The 21,876-nt window shown below is 54.7% G+C and carries 19 protein-coding genes and 1 pseudogene; 7 read left to right on the forward strand and 13 right to left on the reverse strand.

The features are described from left to right. Window positions 1–10 precede the first annotated feature (10 nt). The 3 genes from ACZ41M_RS10085 to ACZ41M_RS10095 all read left to right on the forward strand — a co-directional run bounded on the left by ACZ41M_RS10085 (window position 11) and on the right by ACZ41M_RS10095 (window position 2,620). Entirely contained in the window at window positions 11–142 is a 132-nt protein-coding gene (locus tag ACZ41M_RS10085; protein WP_464731290.1) for a hypothetical protein, read from the forward strand. A 114-nt stretch (window positions 143–256) separates the two neighbouring features. Continuing rightward, window positions 257–1,861, forward strand: coding sequence for an ATP-binding protein (locus ACZ41M_RS10090; protein ID WP_464737495.1), 1,605 nt, complete (start codon window positions 257–259; stop codon window positions 1,859–1,861). 51 nt (window positions 1,862–1,912) lie between these two features. After that, the gene (locus ACZ41M_RS10095) at window positions 1,913–2,620 is read left to right on the forward strand and encodes a response regulator (RefSeq protein WP_464731288.1); all 708 of its coding nucleotides are present in this window, start codon (window positions 1,913–1,915) and stop codon (window positions 2,618–2,620) included. A gap of 100 nt (window positions 2,621–2,720) precedes the next feature. Here ACZ41M_RS10095 and ACZ41M_RS10100 read toward each other — a convergent pair whose 3' ends face one another. Next, complete coding sequence (locus tag ACZ41M_RS10100) at window positions 2,721–3,173, reverse strand: hypothetical protein (protein WP_464731287.1); 453 nt, start codon at window positions 3,171–3,173, stop codon at window positions 2,721–2,723. Window positions 3,174–3,376: 203 nt separating this feature from the next. Here ACZ41M_RS10100 and ACZ41M_RS10105 point away from each other — a divergent pair, with 203 nt between their 5' ends. Continuing rightward, on the forward strand, window positions 3,377–3,847 hold the full coding sequence (locus ACZ41M_RS10105) for an AtaL-like protein (RefSeq protein WP_464731286.1): 471 nt from the start codon (window positions 3,377–3,379) through the stop codon (window positions 3,845–3,847). Window positions 3,848–3,914: 67 nt separating this feature from the next. Here the strand turns inward: ACZ41M_RS10105 and ACZ41M_RS10110 are convergent, their stop codons facing one another. From ACZ41M_RS10110 to gatC, 5 genes are all read right to left on the reverse strand, one after another. Further along, entirely contained in the window at window positions 3,915–6,779 is a 2,865-nt protein-coding gene (locus ACZ41M_RS10110) for an adenosylcobalamin-dependent ribonucleoside-diphosphate reductase (protein ID WP_464731285.1), read from the reverse strand. Between the two features lie 375 nt (window positions 6,780–7,154). Then, a complete protein-coding gene (gatB, locus tag ACZ41M_RS10115) occupies window positions 7,155–8,621 on the reverse strand; it encodes an Asp-tRNA(Asn)/Glu-tRNA(Gln) amidotransferase subunit GatB (protein WP_464731284.1) in 1,467 nt (488 codons plus the stop codon). 24 nt (window positions 8,622–8,645) lie between these two features. Beyond that, window positions 8,646–9,089, reverse strand: coding sequence for a hypothetical protein (locus ACZ41M_RS10120; RefSeq protein ID WP_464731283.1), 444 nt, complete (start codon window positions 9,087–9,089; stop codon window positions 8,646–8,648). Continuing rightward, window positions 9,086–10,573: an Asp-tRNA(Asn)/Glu-tRNA(Gln) amidotransferase subunit GatA gene (gatA, locus tag ACZ41M_RS10125; RefSeq protein WP_464731282.1), complete on the reverse strand. Its 1,488-nt coding sequence runs from the start codon at window positions 10,571–10,573 to the stop codon at window positions 9,086–9,088. Before gatA ends, ACZ41M_RS10120 begins: the two co-directional genes overlap by 4 nt. Before the next feature lie 76 nt (window positions 10,574–10,649). Beyond that, the gene (gatC, locus tag ACZ41M_RS10130) at window positions 10,650–10,949 is read right to left on the reverse strand and encodes an Asp-tRNA(Asn)/Glu-tRNA(Gln) amidotransferase subunit GatC (RefSeq protein ID WP_464731281.1); all 300 of its coding nucleotides are present in this window, start codon (window positions 10,947–10,949) and stop codon (window positions 10,650–10,652) included. A 399-nt stretch (window positions 10,950–11,348) separates the two neighbouring features. Between gatC and ACZ41M_RS10135 the strand changes: the two are divergent. Beyond that, a pseudogene (locus ACZ41M_RS10135) lies at window positions 11,349–11,465 on the forward strand (ESPR-type extended signal peptide-containing protein); the annotation flags it as partial. A gap of 122 nt (window positions 11,466–11,587) precedes the next feature. On the opposite strand, the gene ACZ41M_RS10140 reads toward ACZ41M_RS10135, so the two are convergent. Further along, a complete protein-coding gene (locus ACZ41M_RS10140; protein ID WP_464732193.1) occupies window positions 11,588–15,241 on the reverse strand; it encodes a hypothetical protein in 3,654 nt (1,217 codons plus the stop codon). 58 nt (window positions 15,242–15,299) lie between these two features. On the opposite strand from ACZ41M_RS10140, the gene ACZ41M_RS10145 reads away from it, so the two are divergent. Beyond that, entirely contained in the window at window positions 15,300–16,094 is a 795-nt protein-coding gene (locus ACZ41M_RS10145; RefSeq protein WP_464732156.1) for a YadA family autotransporter adhesin, read from the forward strand. 14 nt (window positions 16,095–16,108) lie between these two features. Further along, a complete protein-coding gene (locus ACZ41M_RS10150) occupies window positions 16,109–16,654 on the forward strand; it encodes a hypothetical protein (protein WP_464731280.1) in 546 nt (181 codons plus the stop codon). Here the strand turns inward: ACZ41M_RS10150 and ACZ41M_RS10155 are convergent. The 6 genes from ACZ41M_RS10155 to grxD form a co-directional block, all read right to left on the reverse strand. Beyond that, window positions 16,651–17,775, reverse strand: a complete 1,125-nt coding sequence (locus tag ACZ41M_RS10155; RefSeq protein ID WP_464731279.1) for a DUF2827 domain-containing protein — start codon at window positions 17,773–17,775, stop codon at window positions 16,651–16,653. The two genes, ACZ41M_RS10150 and ACZ41M_RS10155, sit on opposite strands and share 4 nt — an antisense overlap. Before the next feature lie 11 nt (window positions 17,776–17,786). Then, window positions 17,787–18,935: a DUF2827 domain-containing protein gene (locus ACZ41M_RS10160; RefSeq protein ID WP_464731278.1), complete on the reverse strand. Its 1,149-nt coding sequence runs from the start codon at window positions 18,933–18,935 to the stop codon at window positions 17,787–17,789. Next, window positions 18,932–20,095, reverse strand: coding sequence for a DUF2827 family protein (locus ACZ41M_RS10165; protein WP_464731277.1), 1,164 nt, complete (start codon window positions 20,093–20,095; stop codon window positions 18,932–18,934). The genes ACZ41M_RS10160 and ACZ41M_RS10165 overlap by 4 nt, the downstream gene beginning before the upstream one ends. Window positions 20,096–20,193: 98 nt before the next feature. After that, a complete protein-coding gene (locus ACZ41M_RS10170) occupies window positions 20,194–20,877 on the reverse strand; it encodes an O-methyltransferase (protein ID WP_464731276.1) in 684 nt (227 codons plus the stop codon). 3 nt (window positions 20,878–20,880) lie between these two features. Continuing rightward, window positions 20,881–21,483, reverse strand: a complete 603-nt coding sequence (locus ACZ41M_RS10175) for a UbiX family flavin prenyltransferase (protein ID WP_464731275.1) — start codon at window positions 21,481–21,483, stop codon at window positions 20,881–20,883. Between the two features lie 18 nt (window positions 21,484–21,501). Beyond that, on the reverse strand, window positions 21,502–21,822 hold the full coding sequence (gene grxD, locus ACZ41M_RS10180) for a Grx4 family monothiol glutaredoxin (RefSeq protein ID WP_464731274.1): 321 nt from the start codon (window positions 21,820–21,822) through the stop codon (window positions 21,502–21,504). Window positions 21,823–21,876 lie beyond the last annotated feature (54 nt).

Here is a 21,876-nt window from a genome sequence, read left to right on the forward strand (position 1 = left end):
GTGAATGGTCATGGGACGCCAACGGATCAAGGCCGGCGGCGTCCTGTTTAAGCCGTACGAGAACCACTCTCGTATTCGTGCGCTGATTCAGCAACGTTTTAATGTCGGCTCGCGCCATGTTTTCTACGGATTTACGGGCTGAACGGACGATTGCGCCTACACGGTTTGTGCGTTTTTTCAGCATACAATCATCTATCGCTCGGCTCGGCGCTGTACTTTGGTTGGCCGACTGTTTTGACTTTCGTGAATACTTGCTATGCCCGCTTTTTCCTTACAGAAAAAATCCTTCTTGGCCTTTTTCTCCATCGCCGTGCTGTTGGTGTTGTTGACCACGGGCGTGATGCACCATCAGGTGCGTCAGGGCTTTGACGAATACGTAACGAGCGCGAAAATTCAACGGCTGGGTAAGGTGGAATCGGTGCTGGTGCACATGCATCAGCAGGATGGCGGTTTGGATGTGTTGCGTAAATCGGGCGCATGGGCCGATTTGTTGGCCTCCGTTGAAGCGGTGCGCCGCGATCAGTTTGATGCCGATACGCCGCCGGTCGCTCAGAATCGTTGGGGTTCCAGCCCGATTCAGCCGGCACCCGCTGCGCCGGTGCGCAGCCCCGAGACCGTGGCGCGCGAGGACAAAGCGATTGCTTCATCGGTCAGCATTATGTTGCAGGCGCGGCAAGAGCAGCCCACTCCGCAATCGCCTGAGCCGATTCCGCCGTATGCGCGCGGTGTGGCGCTGCTGGATGCGAACGGCTTGTTTTTGGCGGGTGAAACGGTGGATGCGCAGTACGCGATGTTTGAGCCGATTCGCAATGCACAACGACAAATCATTGCTTATTGGCTGGTCAGTCGCAACGGCTTGGCCTACGATGCTTTGGGGCGTACTTTTGTGGATGAGCAGTTTAAGGGCTTTTTGCTGATGGTTGCGGTCGCTGCGGCGTTTTCGGCCTTCATCGCTTGGTTATTGTCCCTGCACTTTCGCCGACCGATTGCCGAATTGCAAACCGGTTTTCGTGCGGTGGCCGCAGGGCGTTTGAATACCCGTTTGGACACCAGCGACGGTAATGAAATGGGGGATATTGCGACGCATTTTAATCGCATGACCGCGCAGTTGGAGGCACAGGAAACCGCTCGTCGGCAGTGGGTCGCCGATACCTCGCATGAGCTGCGCACGCCATTGACGGTATTGCGTATGCGTACCGAGGCGATGCGTGACGGCATCGTGCCGAATACGGATGAGGAATGGCAACGCAGCATCAAAACCATTGAGGATTTGGCGCTGTTGATCGATGACTTGCAACAAATGGCCAAAGCGACGGCGGGACAGTGGGATTTGAGTCTGCAAGCGATTGACCTGAATCGTTGGCTGGCCGAGGTTGCGGAGGATCATAAACCGGCGTTCGAGCAAGCGGGATTGAGCTTGAGCTACACGCCATTGCCCCAATCGGTGTATATTCAGGGTGATGAGCAACGCTTGCAGCAGGTGGTGCGCAATATTTTGGTCAACAGCATGCGCTATACCGATGCGCCCGGGCAGACGCAAATTCGGCTGTCGCTGGTCGAGGGCTGGGCGCGCATTGTGCTCAAGGACAGCTCGCCCGGTGTACCGGAAGCGTCGCTCCCGCACCTGTTTGAGCGCTTTTATCGGGTCGATGGCTCGCGCAATCGCGCCACCGGCGGCTCGGGGCTGGGTTTGGCCATTAGTCAGGGCATCGTGAGCGCGCATGGCGGTACCATGAGTGCGCAGCATTCGGATTTGGGTGGCTTACAGATCGTTATCCAATTACCGCTACCGGTCGAAACACCGGCGGCGGAAAGTCGGGTGAAAAAATTTAAACGCGGTTTGAATCTTGGAAAACAATAATTTTGCCCCATATTATGGGGTATGGACGATAACTTCAGCAAAGGAGTGACGATGGACAATAGTTTTGAACGCAAAAGCCAGATTTTATTGGTCGAAGACGAAGTCATGATTGCGCAGGTGCAACAGGCGTATTTGCAAAACGCAGGCTTCTTGGTGCACTGGCACGACAAGGGCGACGCGGTGATTGAGGCTGTGAAGATTCAAAAGCCCGATTTGGTGATTTTGGACGTCATGATTCCGGACAAAAAAGGGCGCGACGGCATGGCCTTGTGCCGCGAGATTCGCGAGTTTTCCGACGTGCCGGTGATGATGATTACCGCGAAAGTCGAAGAGGTGGATCGTCTGCTCGGATTTGAAAACGGCGCGGATGACTATTTGTGCAAACCGTTCAGCCCGAAAGAAATGGTGGCGCGTGCCAAAGCGCTGTTGCGCCGTCGCGTGAGCGGTAATACTGGACAAAATGCCTTCGTGTTTGACCCTGCGGCGCAGGTGATTCGCTATGGCGAGCAAAAGCTGGATTTGACGCCGACCGAGTTGCGTTTGTTCAATACCTTGCTGGCGCAGCCGGAGCGCGTATTCTCGCGCGACCAATTGATTGCGCAGGCGTATCACGACAATTTGGACGTGTTTGACCGCGCGATTGACAGCCACATCAAAAATCTGCGCAAAAAAATCGCGGCGGTATTGCCGGACGTGGACGTGGTGCAGTCGGTGTATGGCATGGGTTACCGCTATTCACCGCCGGAAGAGTCGTTGTAATCGGACGACGGGCATTTGTCGCTGGCAAATGCCTTCAGAATTCATGGAACGCCAAAACCCGACGATTGTCGGGTTTTTGGTTTGAGGGATGTTAACAGGCTTATTGCTGCTGTTGATGCATCGGTCTTAAACCCTCGCGTGGCGGTTTGCCAAAATTCGCCATCAATTTATCTCCGCGCATTTCGCAGGTTGCGGGTATGGTTGTGCTGGCGTTGCGCGGGCTGGTGATGTTTACGGTATCACCGGCTTTTTTACCCTCGCAGGCTTGTTCCATCGCGCGCATGCGTTCCAACTTTTGATTGGGCATGGCTTGCAATTGGCCCGTGCGTGGTGATTGGGTGCAGGTTGCATCGAGGCTCTCACCGCGTGGCGTGGTCAATTTCACAGCGGTGCCTTCGGTTTTATTCACACAGGCGGCCACGGCAGCTTGGCGCATGGCGTCGCGGTTGCCATCGCCATAACCACGGCGGCCGGATTGATTGTCCATGCTGCCACACGCGGCTAAAATCGTGCCGGAGGCGATCAGCGATGAAATGAGTAGGGTGCGTTTCATACGGTTCTCCTAAGGTTGCAAATCGTGCGTTTTGTGCATGTCGCGTATATCGCACATATCGTGCTGAAAAGAGGCACATCGGGATGATGGTGCATTTGCGTGTACAATCATAGGCCGAAAACGTAGCGCAAATGTGAGGCGCGTGTAAATTTTTGTAAAGTTGGGGCTTCGCCTGCTTTACCGATACCAGTTTGAAAGTATTTATGTTAACCGTTCATTATCAAATTTCTGTCAATCCCCATTCGGCGCACGAGCAGGTGCATTTGTCCGCCGAGCAATTGTGGTCGGGCTTGCTGCTGCGCATCGTGGAGCCAGAGCGCTTCACCATTGGTTTGGATCGTGCCGAGGTGGCGCAAATTAGCGATGTGCGGTATCAGCGCACCTTATTTTTTGGCGAGCATGCGATTCGCGACGAGGTGGTGCTAACGCCGCAGCACAGCGTGCGTTTCACGACCGAGGCAACAGACACGGTGCCGTCGGGGCAGTTGTATTATGAAATTCAGAACGACCCGATGCAGGGATTGATGTTGCATTGCGAGTACGCCACGAATTTCCCCGAACCCAATACGGACGAGGATCGATCCTTGCTGGAAGCGGTAAAAAATGCCTATCGCATGATTGATGAGGATATGGTGCGCCTCATCCGCGAATATGCGCTGATGGTGCGGCATTAAAACTGCATTAAAACCGCATTAAAAAGGGCGCTACTCAGAGCGCCCTTTGTTTTAGATCACAGGGTGATTATCCGCACGCCCCTACATGGCCGCAGCTGGTGCAAAATTCGCAGCCGTCTTTCTTAATCACCGTGTGGCTGCCGCATTCTGGGCAGGGTTTGCCTGCGATCGGCGCCAAGGTTTCGGGCTTTTCCTCGATGAACAAATCGCCTTGCTCCGGCATCATCACGCCCATATTCTCCACCGGGAAGCCTTCGTCGGTCAAAATGCCGAGCATGGCGTAACGATGAATCACCAGTCGTGCGAGGTAGGCCATGGTTGATGGCCAGCTTTGTGATTTTTCTTGATTCGGCACGCGCGCGAAAAAGTCGCCTTGCGGTTCGGCGTAATTGAGCAGTTTGCGTAGTTTCATGCCGATCCACGCGGGGTCAATCACGCGCATGTCGTGCGAGAGCATTTTGCTCAGACCGTCCAATTCGCGCGGATACGTGCCCGCGAGCCACATCGAGTATGGGCGGCGCGCGCCGTTGGGCAATACGAGTTCTTTGATGAACAGCACAAAGTCGTCACCGGTCTGCGGATTGTTGATGTCCACCGACCAGCTGATCGTGCCGTCGGGGCCGGATTTCGGTTCTTTGCGCGCAAACATCGCGTCCAATACCGGCGTTGGCTCGCCGGCGTTCTCCGCCGTGATTTCGCCAATATCACCGATGCGGTGACGCACGACTTTGGCCAAAATCGCACCCGCGCTGGTCGCGGTCACGGTGCTGTCGCCCAATTCAACCGCGTATTGCTGCTCGCCCGGCGTTTTCGCCAACGAGTCGAGTTTCATATTCAGCCATGCGGTGTCTTGGCAACGCATGTCCATCGACAGGGTTTTGGCCAATGCGCCCAAACCGCGCGGGTGATTGCCATTGACCCAGCATTCAAACGGCTGGGCGTCGTTGTCCAGATGGCCGACGAATACGGCAAAGTCGCCCGCCGCGTGCTCCACCATGTATGTCCATGATGGATTGCCGCCTTTGGTTTTCGGACGGCTCGGGTATTTCAGGCTGGCGAGTGCCGGTGTCGGCGCGGTTTTCAGACTGATGCGGCGCTCGGTGTCGTTTTCCGAGGTGCCGGATAAATCCTGCGGCGTTTCTTTGGACGGCTCTACCGACAGAACCGCGCCGAGTATCGAGTTCGGACGATAGGTGGTGATGCCTTTCAGCCCCGCTTTCCACGCGGACAGATAGAGGTTTTCAAAATCGGCAAACGGGTAATCGGCCGGTACATTGACGGTTTTGGAAATCGCCGTGTCGATGTATGGCCCGACGGCGGTACACATCAGCATGTGATCGTTCGCGCTCATCTCCAGCGCGGAGACGAAATATTCGGGCAATTGGCTCACGTCGTGGCCGAGCGTGCGGTACAGGCGGTAGGCGTGGTCTTCGACCAAATACTCTTTGTGCGTGCCGTCGGCCATGCGTTTTTTGCGCGTGTAAAACCAGCTAAACGGCGGCTCGATGCCGTTCGACGCATTGTCGGCGAAGGCCAGTGAAATCGTGCCGGTCGGCGCGATGGAGAGCAGGTGTGAATTGCGAATGCCGTGTTTGCGGATGCGTGCCTTGAGCGCCTCCGGCAGGCGGCTGGCGCAGTGCGGTTCGGCCAAATATTTGTCCGCGTCAAACAGCGGGAACGGTCCTTTTTCGATGGCCAGTTCGACCGAAGCCTCATATGCCGCATCACGCATGGCGCGCGAAATCTGCGCCGCCATCGCACGACCTTCGTCCGAATTGTATTTGAGCTTCATCATGATCAGGGCGTCGCCCAAACCGGTGAAACCCAGCCCGACGCGGCGCTTGGCTTGCGCCTCTTTGTATTGTTCGTCCAATGGCCAAACGGTTAAATCCAATACGTTGTCCAACATGCGAATCGACAACGCGGTCACGCGCGCGAAGGATTCAAAGTCAAAGGATGGATGCGTACCGAACGGGTCGCGCACGAAGGCGCACAGATTGATTGAGCCGAGGTCGCAGCAGCCGTAATCGGGTAACGGCTGCTCGCCGCATGGGTTGGTGGACTCGATGGTTTCGCAGTAGGATAGATTGTTGTCGCGGTTGATTTTGCTCATGAACAGCACGCCCGGCTCGGCGTGATCGTAAGTGGATTCCATGATTTGCTGCCACAAATCGCGCGCTTTCACCTTGCGATACACCCACAGTCCGTCGGGCCGCTGATAATAGCCTTTGAACACGCTCGCATCCGGCTCCTTCGCATGTACCAATTCCCAATCGGCATCGGCCTCCACCGCCTGCATGAAGGCGTCGGATACGCCGACGGAAATATTGAAGTTGCGCAGATCGCCCTGATCCTTGGCGTGAATGAACTCTTCAACATCCGGATGATCGCAGTCCAAAACGCCCATTTGCGCACCGCGACGCGAGCCGGCCGACTCGACTGTTTCGCATGAGCGGTCAAACACGCGCATATACGACACCGGCCCCGAGGCCAAGCTGTGCGTGCCTTTCACGCGTGCGCCTTTCGGACGGATTTTGGAAAAGTTGTAGCCAACACCGCCGCCGCGTCGCATGGTTTCCGCCGCTTGCAACAGCGCCGAATAAATCCCCGGTTTGCCGTCCGAATCTACTTCCGACACCGAATCGCCGACCGGCTGTACAAAACAGTTGATCAACGTGGCTTGAATATCCGTTCCCGCCGCCGAATTGATGCGTCCGCCGGGGATGAAGCCGCCTTCGAGCGCGCGGTAAAAATCCTCAGCCAGTTGCTCGCGCAATTCAGGCTTTTCACACTCGGCCAGCGCGCGCGCCACACGCTGTCGCACCTGCTCCAACGTCGTCTCGTCGCCTTTGGCATATTTCTCGATCAGCACCTCGCGGCTGATGTCTTGTTCGGCGGGTCGGGTCAGATGGGCGATGTTGTCGAAATGCACGAGAAGCTCCTTGCTGTTGGGTCGATGTCAGAGGCGCTGAGGGCGAATGCCGCGCGTGGGTTCTGAGCATCGGTATGATGCGGTCAATACCGCTATCATACCGAAAATTACCGTTGCCCGTTGGGCTGAACGGTTTTGATTTGATTTTTATTTTTAATTTAAAATCAAATGGTTATATTGGTTTTCGGCCGCTTGGGCGGTCAAAAAATTGGGGCGTTATAGTCAATTTCTATGGCGCAAGCTGTGGACGGAATGCGTTTGAATTCGGTTAAAGGTCTGAAATATCAGGCTAATTTTTAGCAGACTGAATGCAGGAGGAAATGATAAAAAAAGCGCACGAGGCTATTCGTGCGCTTTTGAGCTTGAGCGGAGGCATTAACCCTTGAGCTTGGCGAGTAAAATCTCATTCACCTGCGCCGGATTGGCTTTGCCTTTGGAGGCGCGCATCACTTGGCCGACGAGGAAGCCGAAGCTTTTCTCTTTGCCCGCGCGGTATTCTTCGACCACGCCTGCGTTGGCGGCCATGACCTCAGCCACGATGGCTTCAATCGCGCCGCTGTCGGATACTTGTTTCAGGCCGCGCGCATCAATGATGGCGTCAATCTGCGCGTCGCCTTGATCCGCTTGCTCGCCCGCCCACACGGCGGCGAAAACCTCTTTGGCGAGCTTGTTCGACAGGGTGTTGTCTTGGATTTTCGCCAGCAGCTGCGCCAAACGTGTGGCTGAAACAGGCGAATTACTCAATTCCAAGCCATCTTTGTTCAGCGTTGCGGCCAGATCGCTCATCATCCAGTTTGCCACCAGTTTGGCGTCCGGTTGGGTCATGGCGGCGACAGCGGTTTCAAAGTAGGCGGCGTGCGCTTTGCTCATGGAGACTTGCTCGGCATCGTACTGCGACAGGCCGTATTGCTCGGCAAAACGCGCTTGCAGTGCCGCGGGTAATTCCGGCATGGTGGCTTTGACCTGCGCTTTCCATTCGTCGGAAATCACCAGTGGCAACAGGTCGGGGTCAGGGAAATAGCGGTAGTCGTGCGCGTCTTCTTTGGTGCGCATGACGCGGGTTTGGCCGCTCGCGGGGTCAAACAATACGGTCGCTTGTTGCACTGCGCCGCCGTCCTCGATGATGCGGATTTGTTCGTTGATCTCGTAGTTGATCGCGTCTTCGAGGAATTTGAATGAGTTCAGGTTTTTGATCTCGCGGCGCGTGCCCAGCTCGGTTTGGCCGACGCGACGCACGGAGACGTTGGCATCGCAGCGGAATGAGCCTTCTTGCATATTGCCGTCGCACACGCCGAGCCAGACCACGAGTTTGTGCAGTTCTTTGGCGTAGGCCACGGCTTCGGCTGCGCTGTACATCACCGGCTCGGTGACGATTTCGAGCAGCGGTGTACCGGCGCGGTTCAAATCTATGCCGGATTCGTCCTCGAACAGCTCGTGCACGGATTTACCGGCGTCTTCTTCGAGGTGGGCGCGGGTGAGTTGAACGGTTTTGCGATAGGCTTTTTCTTTTTCGCCGACGTTGAACGACAGCGTGCCGCCGATGACCACGGGCAGTTCAAATTGTGAAATTTGGTAGCCTTTGGGCAAGTCGGGGTAGAAGTAGTTTTTGCGCGCGAATACGCTCATGGGTGCGACTTCTGCGCCGATGGCCAAACCAAAGGTGATGGCTTTTTCGACCGCGCCTTTATTCAATACCGGCAATACACCCGGCAAGGCCAGATCGACCGCGCACGATTGGGTGTTTGGCTCGGCGCCATAAGCGGTCGGCGCGCCGGAGAAAATTTTCGATGCGGTGGATAATTGTGCGTGGGTTTCTAACCCGATGACGACTTCCCAGCTCATAATGAATCCTTGTGAATACTTGGTTTAGCGTGTGGTGTTTTGGGCGCAACTGCCGGTGCGCTCGTTCAGCAAAATCGGCAAAATCCGGTCGTTTTGCGCGCATACGGATTTGCAATTGAGCACGGAGACGCTGACGTACTGGCCGTTTTCCCACATATAAATATGACAGCGGCGGTCTTTTTTCGATTGCAAATCTACCTGCGGACGGGTTTTGACTTGTGTGAAGTCGGCCAGATTGAATTGGCAACGACCCTGACGCGGATTCGCTGTCCATTCGAGCTGCTCGACCACGTTGCTGTTCACCTTCAGCTTGATAAAATCGTAGTAATTGTCCTCTTCGCGCTGCTCGCACGCGCCCTGAAAATTTACGTCGGAGGAGCGCGATGGCGCGAGGGTGCTACACGCATTCAGTACCAAGACCGCGCCAATCAGTGCGAGGCCGCTCCAAAGTGTGCGCGAGCGGATCATTGTGCCACCTCTGGTTTGCGTTGGTGCCAATCTGTGACCGACTGGAAGGCGTGTGCGACTTGCAACAGACGCGCTTCGTCAAAATAATTGCCAATGATTTGCAGTCCGATCGGACGCTCGTCCGATGAGAACCCACACGGCACGCTCATACCCGGCAAGCCTGCCAAATTCAGCGAGAGCGTGTAAATATCGGCCAAATACATTTGCACCGGATCGTCCGATTTTTCACCCAAACGCCACGCCGGTGTTGGTGCAACCGGCCCCATGATGACGTCGCACTGCGCCAAGGCGTTTTGATAATCCTGCGCAATCATGCGGCGTAGACGTTGCGCCTGCAAATAATAGGCGTCGTAATAGCCGTGTGACAAAACGTAGGTACCGACCAAAATGCGACGTTTGACTTCCCAGCCAAAGCCCTCGGAGCGCGATTTGCGGTACATATCTTCCAGATCGCTGTACTGCGCGGCGCGGTGACCGTAGCGCACGCCGTCAAAACGCGACAAATTGCTGGATGCTTCCGCCGGTGCGATGACGTAATAGGTCGGGATGGACAATTCGGTGTGCGGTAAATGCACGTCCACGACCGTCGCACCGAGCTGCTCCAGTTGCGCAATCGCGGCCAAGGTCGCTGCTTTGACCTCAGCGTCCAAACCCGCGCCGTAAAATTCGCCCGGCACGCCGATGCGCAGACCCTTGAGCGGCTGCGATTCACTCGCCTCAGACGAGAACGCTTGATCGAGCAGACGGGTGAAATCCTCGCGCTCGCGTTGCAAACTGGTTGAGTCGCGTTCATCAAAGCCGTGCATGGCGTTGAGTAAGGTCGCGCAGTCGTGCGCCGTGCGCGCCATCGGGCCGGCTTGATCGAGGGATGAGGCGTAGGCAATCATGCCGTAGCGTGAGACGCGGCCATAGGTCGGCTTGATGCCCGTGATGCCGCAGAAAGAGGCGGGCTGGCGAATCGAGCCACCGGTGTCCGTGCCCGTCGCCGCGACCACTAAACCTGCCGCGACCGCGCAAGCCGAGCCGCCCGAGGAGCCGCCGGGTACGAGTTCGGTGTTCCACGGATTTTTCACCGCGCCGTAGTAGGAGTTTTCGTTGGACGAGCCCATGGCAAATTCGTCCATATTCAGTTTGCCCAAAGTGACCGCGCCCGCGTCTTTCAGTCGCGCCACGACGGTTGCGTCAAACGGGCTCATGTACTGCGCGAGCATTTTCGAGCCGGCGGTGGTGGCAAAATCACGGGTGACGAAGACGTCTTTGTGCGCGATCGGAATGCCGGTGAGTGCGTTTGTCTGACCGGCGGCAATGGCTGCGTCTGCGGCGCGCGCTTGCGTCAGCGTGGCCTCAGCGTCGCGGCGGATAAAGGCGTTCAGATCCGCGTGCGCCTCGGCGCGGTTCAGAAAGTGTTGCGCCAGTTCAACCGCAGAGAGCTGTTTGCTGTCCAGTTGTGTGCGCAATTCGCGGATGGATAAAGTGTGTAACATAAAAATCCTGATCGTTAACAGTGGGTACGATGGTGACGATTAGTAGTGATAGTGGCGATAGTGGCGAAGTAAGGCTTTATTCAATGACCTTGGGTACCAAAAATAACCCTTGGTCGGCCTGCGGTGCATTCGCCATATTCGCCTCGCGGTTGTTCGGCTCGCTCACCGCATCGGTGCGCAAACGCTGGCTCATCTCCTGAATCATCGCAATCGGATGCATCAGTGGCGCAATGCCTGCGGTGTCCACTTGGCTCATTTGGTCAATCAGGCCGAAAATCGTGTTCATCTGCGTGAGCGTCTGTTCGGCTTCGTCGGCGCTCAGGTTCAGTTGCGACAGGCGCGCGATTTTGTGTACATCATTGATTAATAAAGACATATTGATTCCATTGACAAGATATGTAGTCAAAAAATGACATTGTACATTGAAGCGGTTGTTGTGGGGGCTATTGGCAACGCGCTTTCATCAAAATCCTCATGTCGATACGAAATATTATTTGCCTGGTTTTTATGCAATTTATGACTTTTGTTCAAAACGGGGCAAAAGGCATAAAAAGGCATATATTGAGAGGTTTAGTGGTTGCTTAAATCACACGCCGCATAGTGGATTGTGAAAATAATATGGTTATTTATCAATGTGTTAACTGTTCTTGTGTATAATGTGTTCTACTTAAATCCTATTTGACTTAAATGGTCATAAAGTGTAACAAATAGACCTTCTGTCGTACTTGTTTGCGCTTATAAATATAGTCAGCAGATATGACTGTCCGGAGAATTCATGAATAAAATATATAAGCTCGTTTTCAATCGCCGAATAGGTGCTTTTGTTGCTGTGAGCGAAGCGGCCAAAAGCGTTGCCAAAGGTGCGGTGGTTGTTGGCACTGTGTCCTTGGGGGTGTTGTTACTTCCGGACGGTGCGCTCGTACGGAGGGCTGATGGTCAAATAGTATCGCCAGAGGCTCCCTGTACGGCGGGTAGTGGCGGTAGCATGTACGGTGGTACGGCTCCATGTGTGAACTATGTCAACAATACACGCGTTATTGTGAATAGCGTTAGTACCTCCACTTCGACCGCAGTATCGAGCCTATCTACGGGCGTGAGTAGTCTCTCAACCAGTGTAAGTAGTCTGTCCACGGGTGTCAGTAGTATGTCAACGGCGGTGTCAAGCATGTCGACTGCAGTGAGCAGTATGTCAACGGGCGTGAGCAGCCTGAGTACCTCGACATCAACCGCAGTATCCAGCCTATCGACGGGTGTTAGCAGTCTATCAACGAGTGTAAGTAGTTTGAGTGCGTCAACTTCAACAGCGGTTTCAAGCTTATCCACTCGTGTCAGTAGCCTCTCAACCGGTGTGAGCAGCCTAAGTGCCTCAACATCAACCGCAGTATCGAGCCTGTCGACGGGCGTAAGCAGTCTCTCGACGGGTGTCAGCAGCCTGAGCACCTCCACCTCGACCACAGCCTCCAGTCTATCGACTGGCGTAAGCAGTCTCTCGACGGGTGTCAGCAGCCTGAGTACCTCGACATCAACCGCAGTATCGAGTCTGTCAACGGGTGTGAGCAGCCTGAGTACCTCGACATCAACCGCAGTATCCAGCCTGTCAACGGGCGTAAGCAGCCTGAGCACCTCCACCTCGACCACAGCCTCCAGTCTGTCAACGGGTGTGAGCAGTCTCTCGACGGGTGTAAGCAGTTTGTCCACCGGCGTAAGTAGTCTCTCAACCGATGTCAGCAGCCTGAGCACCTCCACCTCGACCACGGCCTCCAGCCTGTCGACTGGTGTCAGCAGTCTCTCAACCGATGTCAGCAGCCTGAGCACCTCCACCTCGACCACAGCCTCCAGCCTGTCGACGGGCGTAAGCAGTCTCTCGACTGGTGTCAGCAGCCTGAGTACCTCGACATCAACCGCAGTATCGAGCCTGTCGACGGGCGTAAGCAGTCTCTCGACTGGTGTCAGCAGCCTGAGTACCTCGACATCAACCGCAGTATCGAGCCTGTCGACTGGTGTCAGCAGTCTCTCGACGGGTGTCAGCAGTCTCTCGACGGGTGTCAGCAGTTTGTCCACCGGCGTAAGCAGTCTCTCAACCGATGTCAGCAGTCTGAGTACCTCGACTTCAACCGCAGTATCCAGCCTGTCAACGGGTGTGAGCAGTTTGTCCACTGGCGTAAGTAGCCTCTCGACGGGCGTGAGCAGCCTGAGTACCTCGACATCAACCGCAGTATCCAGCCTGTCAACGGGCGTAAGCAGCCTGAGCACCTCCACCTCGACCACGGCCTCCAGCCTGTCAACGGGTGTCAGCAGCCTGAGCACCTCCACCTCGACCACGGCCTCCAGCCTGTCAACGGGTGTCAGCAGCCTGAGCACCTCCACCTCGACCACAGCCTCCAGTCTGTCAACGGGTGTGAGCAGCCTGAGTACCTCGACTTCAACCGCAGTATCGAGCCTGTCGACAGGTGTCAGCAGTCTGAGCACCTCCACCTCGACCACAGCCTCCAGTCTGTCAACGGGTGTGAGCAGCCTGAGTACCTCGACTTCAACCGCAGTATCGAGCCTGTCGACAGGTGTCAGCAGTCTGAGCACCTCCACCTCGACCACAGCCTCCAGTCTGTCAACGGGTGTGAGCAGTCTCTCGACGGGTGTAAGCAGTTTGTCCACCGGCGTAAGTAGTCTCTCAACCGATGTCAGCAGCCTGAGCACCTCCACCTCGACCACAGCCTCCAGCCTGTCAACGGGTGTGAGCAGCCTGAGTACCTCGACTTCAACCGCAGTATCGAGCCTGTCGACAGGTGTCAGCAGTCTGAGCACCTCCACCTCGACCACAGCCTCCAGTCTGTCAACGGGTGTGAGCAGTCTCTCGACGGGTGTAAGCAGTTTGTCCACCGGCGTAAGTAGTCTCTCAACCGATGTCAGCAGCCTGAGCACCTCCACCTCGACCACAGCCTCCAGTCTGTCAACGGGTGTGAGCAGCCTGAGTACCTCGACTTCAACAGCGGTATCAAGCCTCTCGACGGGTGTAAGCAGTTTGTCCACTGGCGTAAGCAGTCTCTCAACCGATGTCAGCAGCCTGAGCACCTCCACCTCGACCACAGCCTCCAGTCTGTCAACGGGTGTGAGCAGCCTGAGTACCTCGACTTCAACAGCGGTATCAAGCCTTTCGACGGGTGTAAGCAGTTTGTCCACCGGCGTAAGCAGTCTCTCAACCGATGTCAGCAGCCTGAGCACCTCCACCTCGACCACAGCCTCCAGTCTGTCAACGGGTGTGAGCAGCCTGAGTACCTCGACATCAACCGCAGTATCGAGCCTGTCGACTGGTGTCAGCAGTCTCTCGACGGGTGTAAGCAGTTTGTCCACCGGCGTAAGCAGTCTCTCAACCGATGTCAGCAGCCTGAGCACCTCCACCTCGACTACGGCCTCCAGCCTGTCAACGGGCGTGAGCAGTCTCTCGACGGGTGTAAGCAGTTTGTCCACCGGCGTAAGCAGTCTCTCAACCGATGTCAGCAGCCTGAGCACCTCCACCTCGACCACAGCCTCCAGTCTGTCAACGGGCGTGAGCAGCCTGAGTACCTCGACATCAACCGCAGTATCCAGCCTGTCGACGGGTGTAAGCAGTTTGTCCACCGGCGTAAGCAGTCTCTCAACCGATGTCAGCAGCCTGAGCACCTCCACCTCGACCACAGCCTCCAGTCTGTCAACGGGTGTGAGCAGCCTGAGTACCTCGACATCAACCGCAGTATCCAGCCTGTCGACTGGCGTAAGCAGTCTCTCAACCGATGTCAGCAGCCTGAGCACCTCCACCTCGACCACAGCCTCCAGTCTGTCAACGGGTGTGAGCAGCCTGAGTACCTCGACTTCAACAGCGGTATCAAGCCTTTCGACGGGTGTAAGCAGTTTGTCCACCGGCGTAAGCAGTCTCTCAACCGATGTCAGCAGCCTGAGCACCTCCACCTCGACCACAGCCTCCAGTCTGTCAACGGGTGTGAGCAGCCTGAGTACCTCGACATCAACCGCAGTATCGAGCCTGTCGACTGGTGTCAGCAGTCTCTCGACGGGTGTAAGCAGTTTGTCCACCGGCGTAAGCAGTCTCTCAACCGATGTCAGCAGCCTGAGCACCTCCACCTCGACCACAGCCTCCAGTCTGTCAACGGGCGTGAGCAGCCTGAGTACCTCGACATCAACCGCAGTATCCAGCCTGTCGACTGGCGTAAGCAGTCTCTCAACCGATGTCAGCAGCCTGAGCACCTCCACCTCGACTACGGCCTCCAGTCTGTCAACGGGCGTGAGCAGCCTGAGTACCTCGACATCAACCGCAGTATCCAGCCTGTCGACGGGTGTAAGCAGTTTGTCCACCGGCGTAAGCAGTCTCTCAACCGATGTCAGCAGCCTGAGCACCTCCACCTCGACCACAGCCTCCAGTCTGTCAACGGGTGTGAGCAGCCTGAGTACCTCGACATCAACCGCAGTATCCAGCCTGTCGACTGGCGTAAGCAGTCTCTCAACCGATGTCAGCAGCCTGAGCACCTCCACCTCGACCACAGCCTCCAGTCTGTCAACGGGCGTGAGCAGCCTAAGTACCTCGACATCAACCGCAGTATCGAGCCTGTCGACTGGTGTCAGCAGTCTGTCAACTGGTGTGAGCAGCCTGTCAACAGGGGTTTCGAGTTTATCCACCACGGTTAGCAGTCTTTCAACTGATGTCAGCAGTTTGTCGCCATTGGTTGAGGCGTCTAAAGTGGCTTCTACGCGAAACGCGTCATTAGGAGCGACGGTTGAGGGCGGTGCTTTAGCCGACGGTTCAATGCAAACAACCGGTGGTGGCGGCAATAACTCTGTATTGGCAGGCTCGGTAAATGCAGCAGATTGTATCGTGGCCAATGGTTTGGATACCACGGCAACCGGCTTGTGCGCGCGTGCAGGCACGACGGATGCACCGGTCGTGGGTGCCAGTGCGTATGGTTCCAATTCATCGGCTTTGACCAATAATGCGACAGCAATTGGTTTCCGGGCATTGGCTTCGGGCAGCGGCGCGACGGCGGTGGGTATGAATGCTCAGGCGGCAGGTACATCAGCCGTTGCAATTGGGCAGAATGCACAGGCCAATGGCACGAATTCAGTTGCTTTGGGCAGTGGTTCTGTTGCGAATGAAGCCAATACCGTTTCGGTAGGCTCGTCTGGCTCAGAGCGTCGCATAACTAATGTCGCTGCGGGCGTTAATCCAACCGATGCGGTTAATGTGTCTCAGCTGTATCAAATGAATCAAAATGTTTATCAACAGCTTAATGATGTATCGCGTATTGCCTATACCGGGATTGCGATGAGCATGGCGATGTCTTCCAACTATATGCCATCATTGGATCCGGGTGAGAAAGCGCTGGGTTTTGGCGTCGGCACTTATCAAGGTTACAGCGCGTTTGCCATGAACTATCGTCAACTCAGTGAAAATGGTCATATCTCATGGGGCTGGGGTGTGAGCAGTAATGGTAAAGAGTGGGGCGGTAATGTCGGGGTTGGTTTTAAATGGCGTTGAGGCATCACCGAGGATTGTGGCAGCGATCTTGCGCCGCTTTAGCTTTGCTGGGCTTGATTTCTGGGCAAATACTGAGTGCGCAGACGAAAGCCCAAACCCCTGCCTCTGACAATATATTGGCTGAGGCGGCCAAGGCCATCGGTGTGAAGAAATGTCAGAATGCCTTGTCCCGTCTGGGTGCGGTAACCGCATATGGCAGTCAGAAGCAAGAGGTATTGATGGATTGGAATCGGCAAAATCCCGATACCAATCCGGTTTTTTCCCTGTTGGGGGCAGACTACCCGAATGGCGCCATTGCCGTATCGGTGGTTGCGGTGCCAGATGCCTCCGGCTCCGGCTGTTCGGTTTCGGCAGAGCGCATCTCTGTGGCGCCATTTACCTGCGAGAGTATTGCCAAAACGGAGCTGGCGAATTATCCCGTGACCACACTTTTGCCGAGGTTTAAAGTCTATACCGATCCGACGGATTCCAGCTCAACCGTGAGCTTGCTGGATTCTCCACCGGGGTGCTTGATGATACGGCGGTACGTGAAATTTCATTGGCTACCGCCGAAATCTTAATGACTGCTGAACAAGTCTTCCAAAAGCTGATCGTATTCTGCGATCAGTTGAGGATTATCCAAGGTGTATTGCTGACGTATCCGTTCGCGTTGCTGATCTAAATACGCTGGGTGCTGTGCATCGTGTTCGTGAAGTGCGCGTATGAGTTGCTGGCTGCCGATGGCAATATCATTTCGTGGATAGTAGTAACCCAACTCAGGGCATAGATCGGCGTTGTGAATCATCGGATAACCCAACCAGCAGACATCAAAATAGAAGTAATTTAAAGGGTTGTCCCATTGGTGTGAAATCACGATATCGGTGTGCTCGGATAAGAAGGCCGCGGTCTCGTGACGTCCGACGAAAGAGGCTTTGCGCGCACGGACAATGTCCAATTGTTTCATGATCAGCTCAAAATCAGGGCGCTCGGTGGCCCATTGCTGGGCGTTGCACACATGCAAAAAGCCAATGTCATCCGGGTGTTGGCGATAAACCTGCTCTGCGATCATGATGGGATAAATGCAGGTTTTCACCGTATTGATATTAGGCTCCATGATGCTCAGTCGAGCCGGTGCCGAACGTGGCCGATAGATGCCACGGTTCGGAAGTGTATCGGCTTTTTGTTCCAAAAAAATGGGGTTCCATACAAAAGGAACGACCTTTGCCGGGCAGCGTCTGAGCGTTTGCAAGTAACCCAGACTGTTGTTGGCAATCTGTGGGATAACCCACAGTTGGTCATACTGCTGATTGATAAAAAGGCCATTCGGCCAAAGCGTGCGATTGGCAATCAACCCTTCAATCAAATGCGTATATTCAAAACCACAGCAGTAACTCACCAATCGGGTGCCACGCTGCTTGAGATAATCGGTGTCATGCTCATTGATTTGTCCGCCGAGCTCAATCAAGACATCTAAACGATCTTTGACTTCACTCAATGCTCGGGTTGGGAATAACGAGCAATCCCAAGCCAAAGCTGATGTAATCGGCACGTCGGTGGTATTGACGATCCATACCTCATGTTCACGAGGTGAGGCGGATAAGAGTTGTGCCAAAAACAACGCATTTTGTTTGATGCCATTGACCCACAAACTCTCATCAACAGAGCGCAGGCCGATGGTGATACCGATGCTCAGAGAGCGCATAAACAACCTTTTTATTGGGATGAGGTGAACAAACGCATGATCGCCTGATCATACCAAGCGATATTGTCCGGATTCAGCGGGTCAACGGTGTGCAGATACTGTTGCGCCGAACGACGGTAGTCGTCCAATCTCAGATCATGCACGCTCAAAGCTTGGAGAATGGCCAATCCTGCCTCCTCACAGTCAAAATCCGAATAATAGTACCCACACGAGCCAACGAACGGGGAGTTGTGAATCAGTGGGTAGCCGCCCCACAGCAATTCATAGTACAGATAATTTTGTGCATTTTCCCATTGGTGCGACACCACGGCGTTGGCCACACGGGTCATGACTTCAAAGGTTGCCGCGCGATGACCATATTCAATCAAACCATGCCGTTGTAGGCTTAACGCGTCACAAAAGCCTTGCATTTCTTTATTGTTACGCAAATGTGCGGTATTGAACGCATATACCTTCTCAATCGCATTGGGATTTCTGCGGTGAGCGACTTCGCACGCCATCAATGGTACAAAACTGGTTTTGACCATGCTGACGTTTGGTTCGAATATCGCCATATTCCATGAATGTTTGCCGGGCTGATAGGCAAATTTTACCTCGTGCGCATTGCGTGCCATGGTGCGCTCCAAAACCATCGGGCTCCACAGATGGGGCATGATGGCAACCGGAATGCCGGTCGCAGCCGCGTAGTAAGGCATCGCGGTGCGCTCATATTCGGCCAAGGTCCAAATCTCATCATACGGTGAACCGGACATCAGATGGGCATGAGGTTTGTTGAAGATCATACGCTCAATGTCAATCACATAGTCATTGCCCACATGCGCTGCAATCACCTTTCCACCGCGTTCTTGAAAAGCAGTGACCCACAGTGGATCGAATTGGGCGCTCATTTCAATGGCAACGTCCAATCGGTTTTGTGCTTGCTCCATCGATAAAAACGGAAAATCAAATCCTTCCAGCAATTGCTGTCTTTGTTGTTCTGTTCCGCCGCCGCCATGTACGAGAAATACCTCGCCGACATGCGGCGCTTGTTGCAGCAGCATCACCAAAAACAGACAGTTTTGAAAGATGCCGTTTTCCCATAAAGATTGAGCGCCGTTGCGGATGTGCAACGTGACGCCGACCGACAACTTGGTTTTGGCTTTTTTAGACCGAGTACTCATTGGATGCCTCCTCCTGACATGCAATTTGAGCGTGTCGTGACATCAATCAATCGCTTGGCATACGCAGACACATTGGTCGGATTCAGCGGATTGACCGAGGCAAATAATTGCTCGCTCTTGCGGCGATAGTCGGTTAATTGTTCATCATGCTTTTGCCATGCCTCAATCAGTCGATCCGCCAATAACTCCGCATCAAAATCAGGGTAATAGTAGCCAGCGTCGGCAATCCAAGGTGAATTATGTATCAGCGGAAAATCACCCCACAGCACATCCATGTACAAGTAGTTTTGCGGATTGTTCCACTGGTGGGAAACCACCGTGTCGGCAAATTCGGCCATGAATCCAACCACGTCGTGGCGACCTTCAAATGTCGCTTTGTGGTCTTGGGTGAGCCGCAAGCTGTTTGCCAAGTACAATAAGGTCGGGTGTTCCTTCATGTGTAGGGTGTTGAGATTAAACAGATGCTCAATGCAGTCGGGTTGTCTGCGATATGCCGCGTCAGTTCCAAGCATTGGAATAACGCCGCTTTTGACCACGGAAATATTGGGTTCAAATACAGCAACGCGCAGAGGTTTATGCGGTGCAGTGGGCTGCTTGGATGTTTTGCGCTTAGACCATGAATACTGAAATCCTGCTTGTTCAACCTGTTCTACGCGCTTTTCTACAAAATTCGGCGCCCATAAATAGGGGGCTTCACGCACAGGACATTGGTACAAGGTACGCAACTGGGGTGCGAAGGGCAGGTGCTGCGCCGCCATCCAAATTTCATCGCATCTGCCCGGTTGGGCAAAAAAGCCGGATTGCTCAAAGATAATCGGTTCAATCAAACCCACATAAGGATTGCCTGCCACAAACCAAATCACCTTTTTGCCTTTGGCGCGTTGCAATTGCAGGAAACCGGGGTCCAATGCGCCGCCAAATTCAATGATGACGTCCAATTGGCTGTCAATGTCGGCAGGGCGAATCACGCGTAAGTCCAATAGGTTCGAATCAAACTGATCGGCATTTACTTCCCCGTCGCCGCAGTTGATTAAACAGACCTCGTTGCACAGGCCGGTAGCCTTGAGGGACTGAGCCAAGAAAAAAATATTTTGATTGAGCCCGTTGCTCCAAATATTGAAATTCGAGTTGATCAAAATGGATATGCCGACCTTCATCATGTTTCAGATCCGATGGGATGGTGTGTAATGGGGGCAATTATGACATATTTGTACAAAGCAAAGCCGCAAATGACAGGCTTTGAACGTGCGAACAGCGTTTATTGGGATAAGAAAGATTCGAGTTGAATCAGCATCACGCCGTCGTCATCGTCCGGTAGCGGGTGAATGCGGTGTGCGATGCGGTGTTCGGCCAGATAATCATAAAAGTTGCGCATTTTGTGGCGGAATTTGAGCACGTCGTCGATCACGATCAGTCCGCCCGCAGCGGCCAACGGACGGGCGCGCAGGTATAAGTCGAGCGTCAGTGCCTTTTGCGCGTCGATAAAGATGAAATCGAAGCCTTCGGGTATGCGAGCGTGAATGTGCGGCAACAGTTCCAGCGCATTGCCAAAATATGCCTCAATCGGTGCGCCGAGCGTGGCGAAATGGTGCTGTGCTTCGTCAAAAGCGGGGCGCGATAGATCCATCGTGACGATCTGTGCCTGCCATGCGCGTGCGATTTGCCACATGCGCAGCGTCGAGTAGCCGTTGGCGCAGCCCAGCTCCAAAATCCGTTTGGGCTGGTGTTGGCGCAGCAATTCGTGCAAAAAAACGACGTTTTGCGGGCTGATGTTCGGCGTGTGGCGCAGACGGCCGAGCCGATACAGTGCGCTCAAATACTGCTCAAGCGCGTCGTCGCTGATCGGTAGTTCGGGTTGGGGCAAGTGTTGCGCGACCTGTTCCAGACTGAAGTAACGGCGCTCAGTGCTCAATTCGGTTGGTTCAGGGTGCGACGAGCTCATGGATTACACGGATTGCCAACGCTTCAGCGTGTCGCTGTGAATACCGTGCTGGTCGAGCACGCGCGCGACGGTTTGCTCGATGATCTCGTCCATGCTGCTCGGCTGATGGTAAAACGCGGGAACCGGCGGAAAGATGGTGCCGCCGGCGTTGGCGACCGCGAGCATATTGTTCAGATGGATGGTAGACAGCGGCGTTTCGCGCACCATCAGCGTCAGACGGCGGCGCTCTTTCAATATAACGTCCGCCGCACGGCTGATGAGATTGTCCGAGTAGCCGTGTGCAATCGCCGACAGGGTTTTCATCGAGCAGGGCGCGACAATCATGCCGTCACACAGAAATGAGCCGCTGGCGATGGATGCGCCAATATTGTTGACCGCATGTGTGGTATGCGCCAGCGCGCGAATTGCGTCTTTGCTCATGTCCAATTCGTGTGCGATGGTCAGCCAACCGGCTTCGGATACGATCAGGTGGGTTTCGATCTGCGGCAGGCGTTGCAGGGTTTGCAACAAACGCACACCGTAAATCGCGCCGGTCGCGCCAGTGATGGCGACGATCAGGCGCTGCGGATGCGTCGGCTGTGTTGGCTGTGCGGACAACGGATTCATGCGGACGGACGGCGTGGATTAGGCTTTGGTTTCGTCAACGAGCTTTTGCAACTCGCCCGACTCAAACATTTCAGACATGATGTCCGAGCCGCCGATGAATTCACCGTTGATGTACAGCTGTGGAATCGTTGGCCATTGTGAAAACTCTTTGATGCCTTGGCGGATGCTGTCGTCTTCCAAAACGTTCACGGTTGCGACATTGCTCGCGCCGCAGGCTTTGAGCAATTGAATCGCTTTGCCGGAAAAGCCGCATTGCGGGAACTGCGCCGTGCCTTTCATGAACAAAACGATAGGATAGTCGGTAACGGTTTTTTGAATGAAGTCGTGTACGGTGCTCATGAGGCGTCCTTGTGTTGGTGAATGCACGAAAGTGCACGGTGTGGGTCATGTGCG

This window comes from Puribacter membranae, from assembly GCF_055380425.1.

Coding starts and splice junctions, on each gene's coding strand:
- ACZ41M_RS10175 (WP_464731275.1), bottom strand. CDS start 21,483: ATGAATCCGTTGTCCGCACAGCCAACACAGCCGACGCATCCGCAGCGC.
- gatC (WP_464731281.1), bottom strand. CDS start 10,949: ATGTCTTTATTAATCAATGATGTACACAAAATCGCGCGCCTGTCGCAA.
- gatB (WP_464731284.1), bottom strand. CDS start 8,621: ATGAGCTGGGAAGTCGTCATCGGGTTAGAAACCCACGCACAATTATCC.
- ACZ41M_RS10090 (WP_464737495.1), top strand. CDS start 257: ATGCCCGCTTTTTCCTTACAGAAAAAATCCTTCTTGGCCTTTTTCTCC.
- ACZ41M_RS10085 (WP_464731290.1), top strand. CDS start 11: ATGGGACGCCAACGGATCAAGGCCGGCGGCGTCCTGTTTAAGCCGTAC.
- grxD (WP_464731274.1), bottom strand. CDS start 21,822: ATGAGCACCGTACACGACTTCATTCAAAAAACCGTTACCGACTATCCT.
- ACZ41M_RS10120 (WP_464731283.1), bottom strand. CDS start 9,089: ATGATCCGCTCGCGCACACTTTGGAGCGGCCTCGCACTGATTGGCGCG.
- ACZ41M_RS10170 (WP_464731276.1), bottom strand. CDS start 20,877: ATGAGCTCGTCGCACCCTGAACCAACCGAATTGAGCACTGAGCGCCGT.
- ACZ41M_RS10095 (WP_464731288.1), top strand. CDS start 1,913: ATGGACAATAGTTTTGAACGCAAAAGCCAGATTTTATTGGTCGAAGAC.
- ACZ41M_RS10155 (WP_464731279.1), bottom strand. CDS start 17,775: ATGCGCTCTCTGAGCATCGGTATCACCATCGGCCTGCGCTCTGTTGAT.
- ACZ41M_RS10100 (WP_464731287.1), bottom strand. CDS start 3,173: ATGAAACGCACCCTACTCATTTCATCGCTGATCGCCTCCGGCACGATT.
- ACZ41M_RS10160 (WP_464731278.1), bottom strand. CDS start 18,935: ATGAGTACTCGGTCTAAAAAAGCCAAAACCAAGTTGTCGGTCGGCGTC.
- ACZ41M_RS10165 (WP_464731277.1), bottom strand. CDS start 20,095: ATGATGAAGGTCGGCATATCCATTTTGATCAACTCGAATTTCAATATT.
- ACZ41M_RS10105 (WP_464731286.1), top strand. CDS start 3,377: ATGTTAACCGTTCATTATCAAATTTCTGTCAATCCCCATTCGGCGCAC.
- gatA (WP_464731282.1), bottom strand. CDS start 10,573: ATGTTACACACTTTATCCATCCGCGAATTGCGCACACAACTGGACAGC.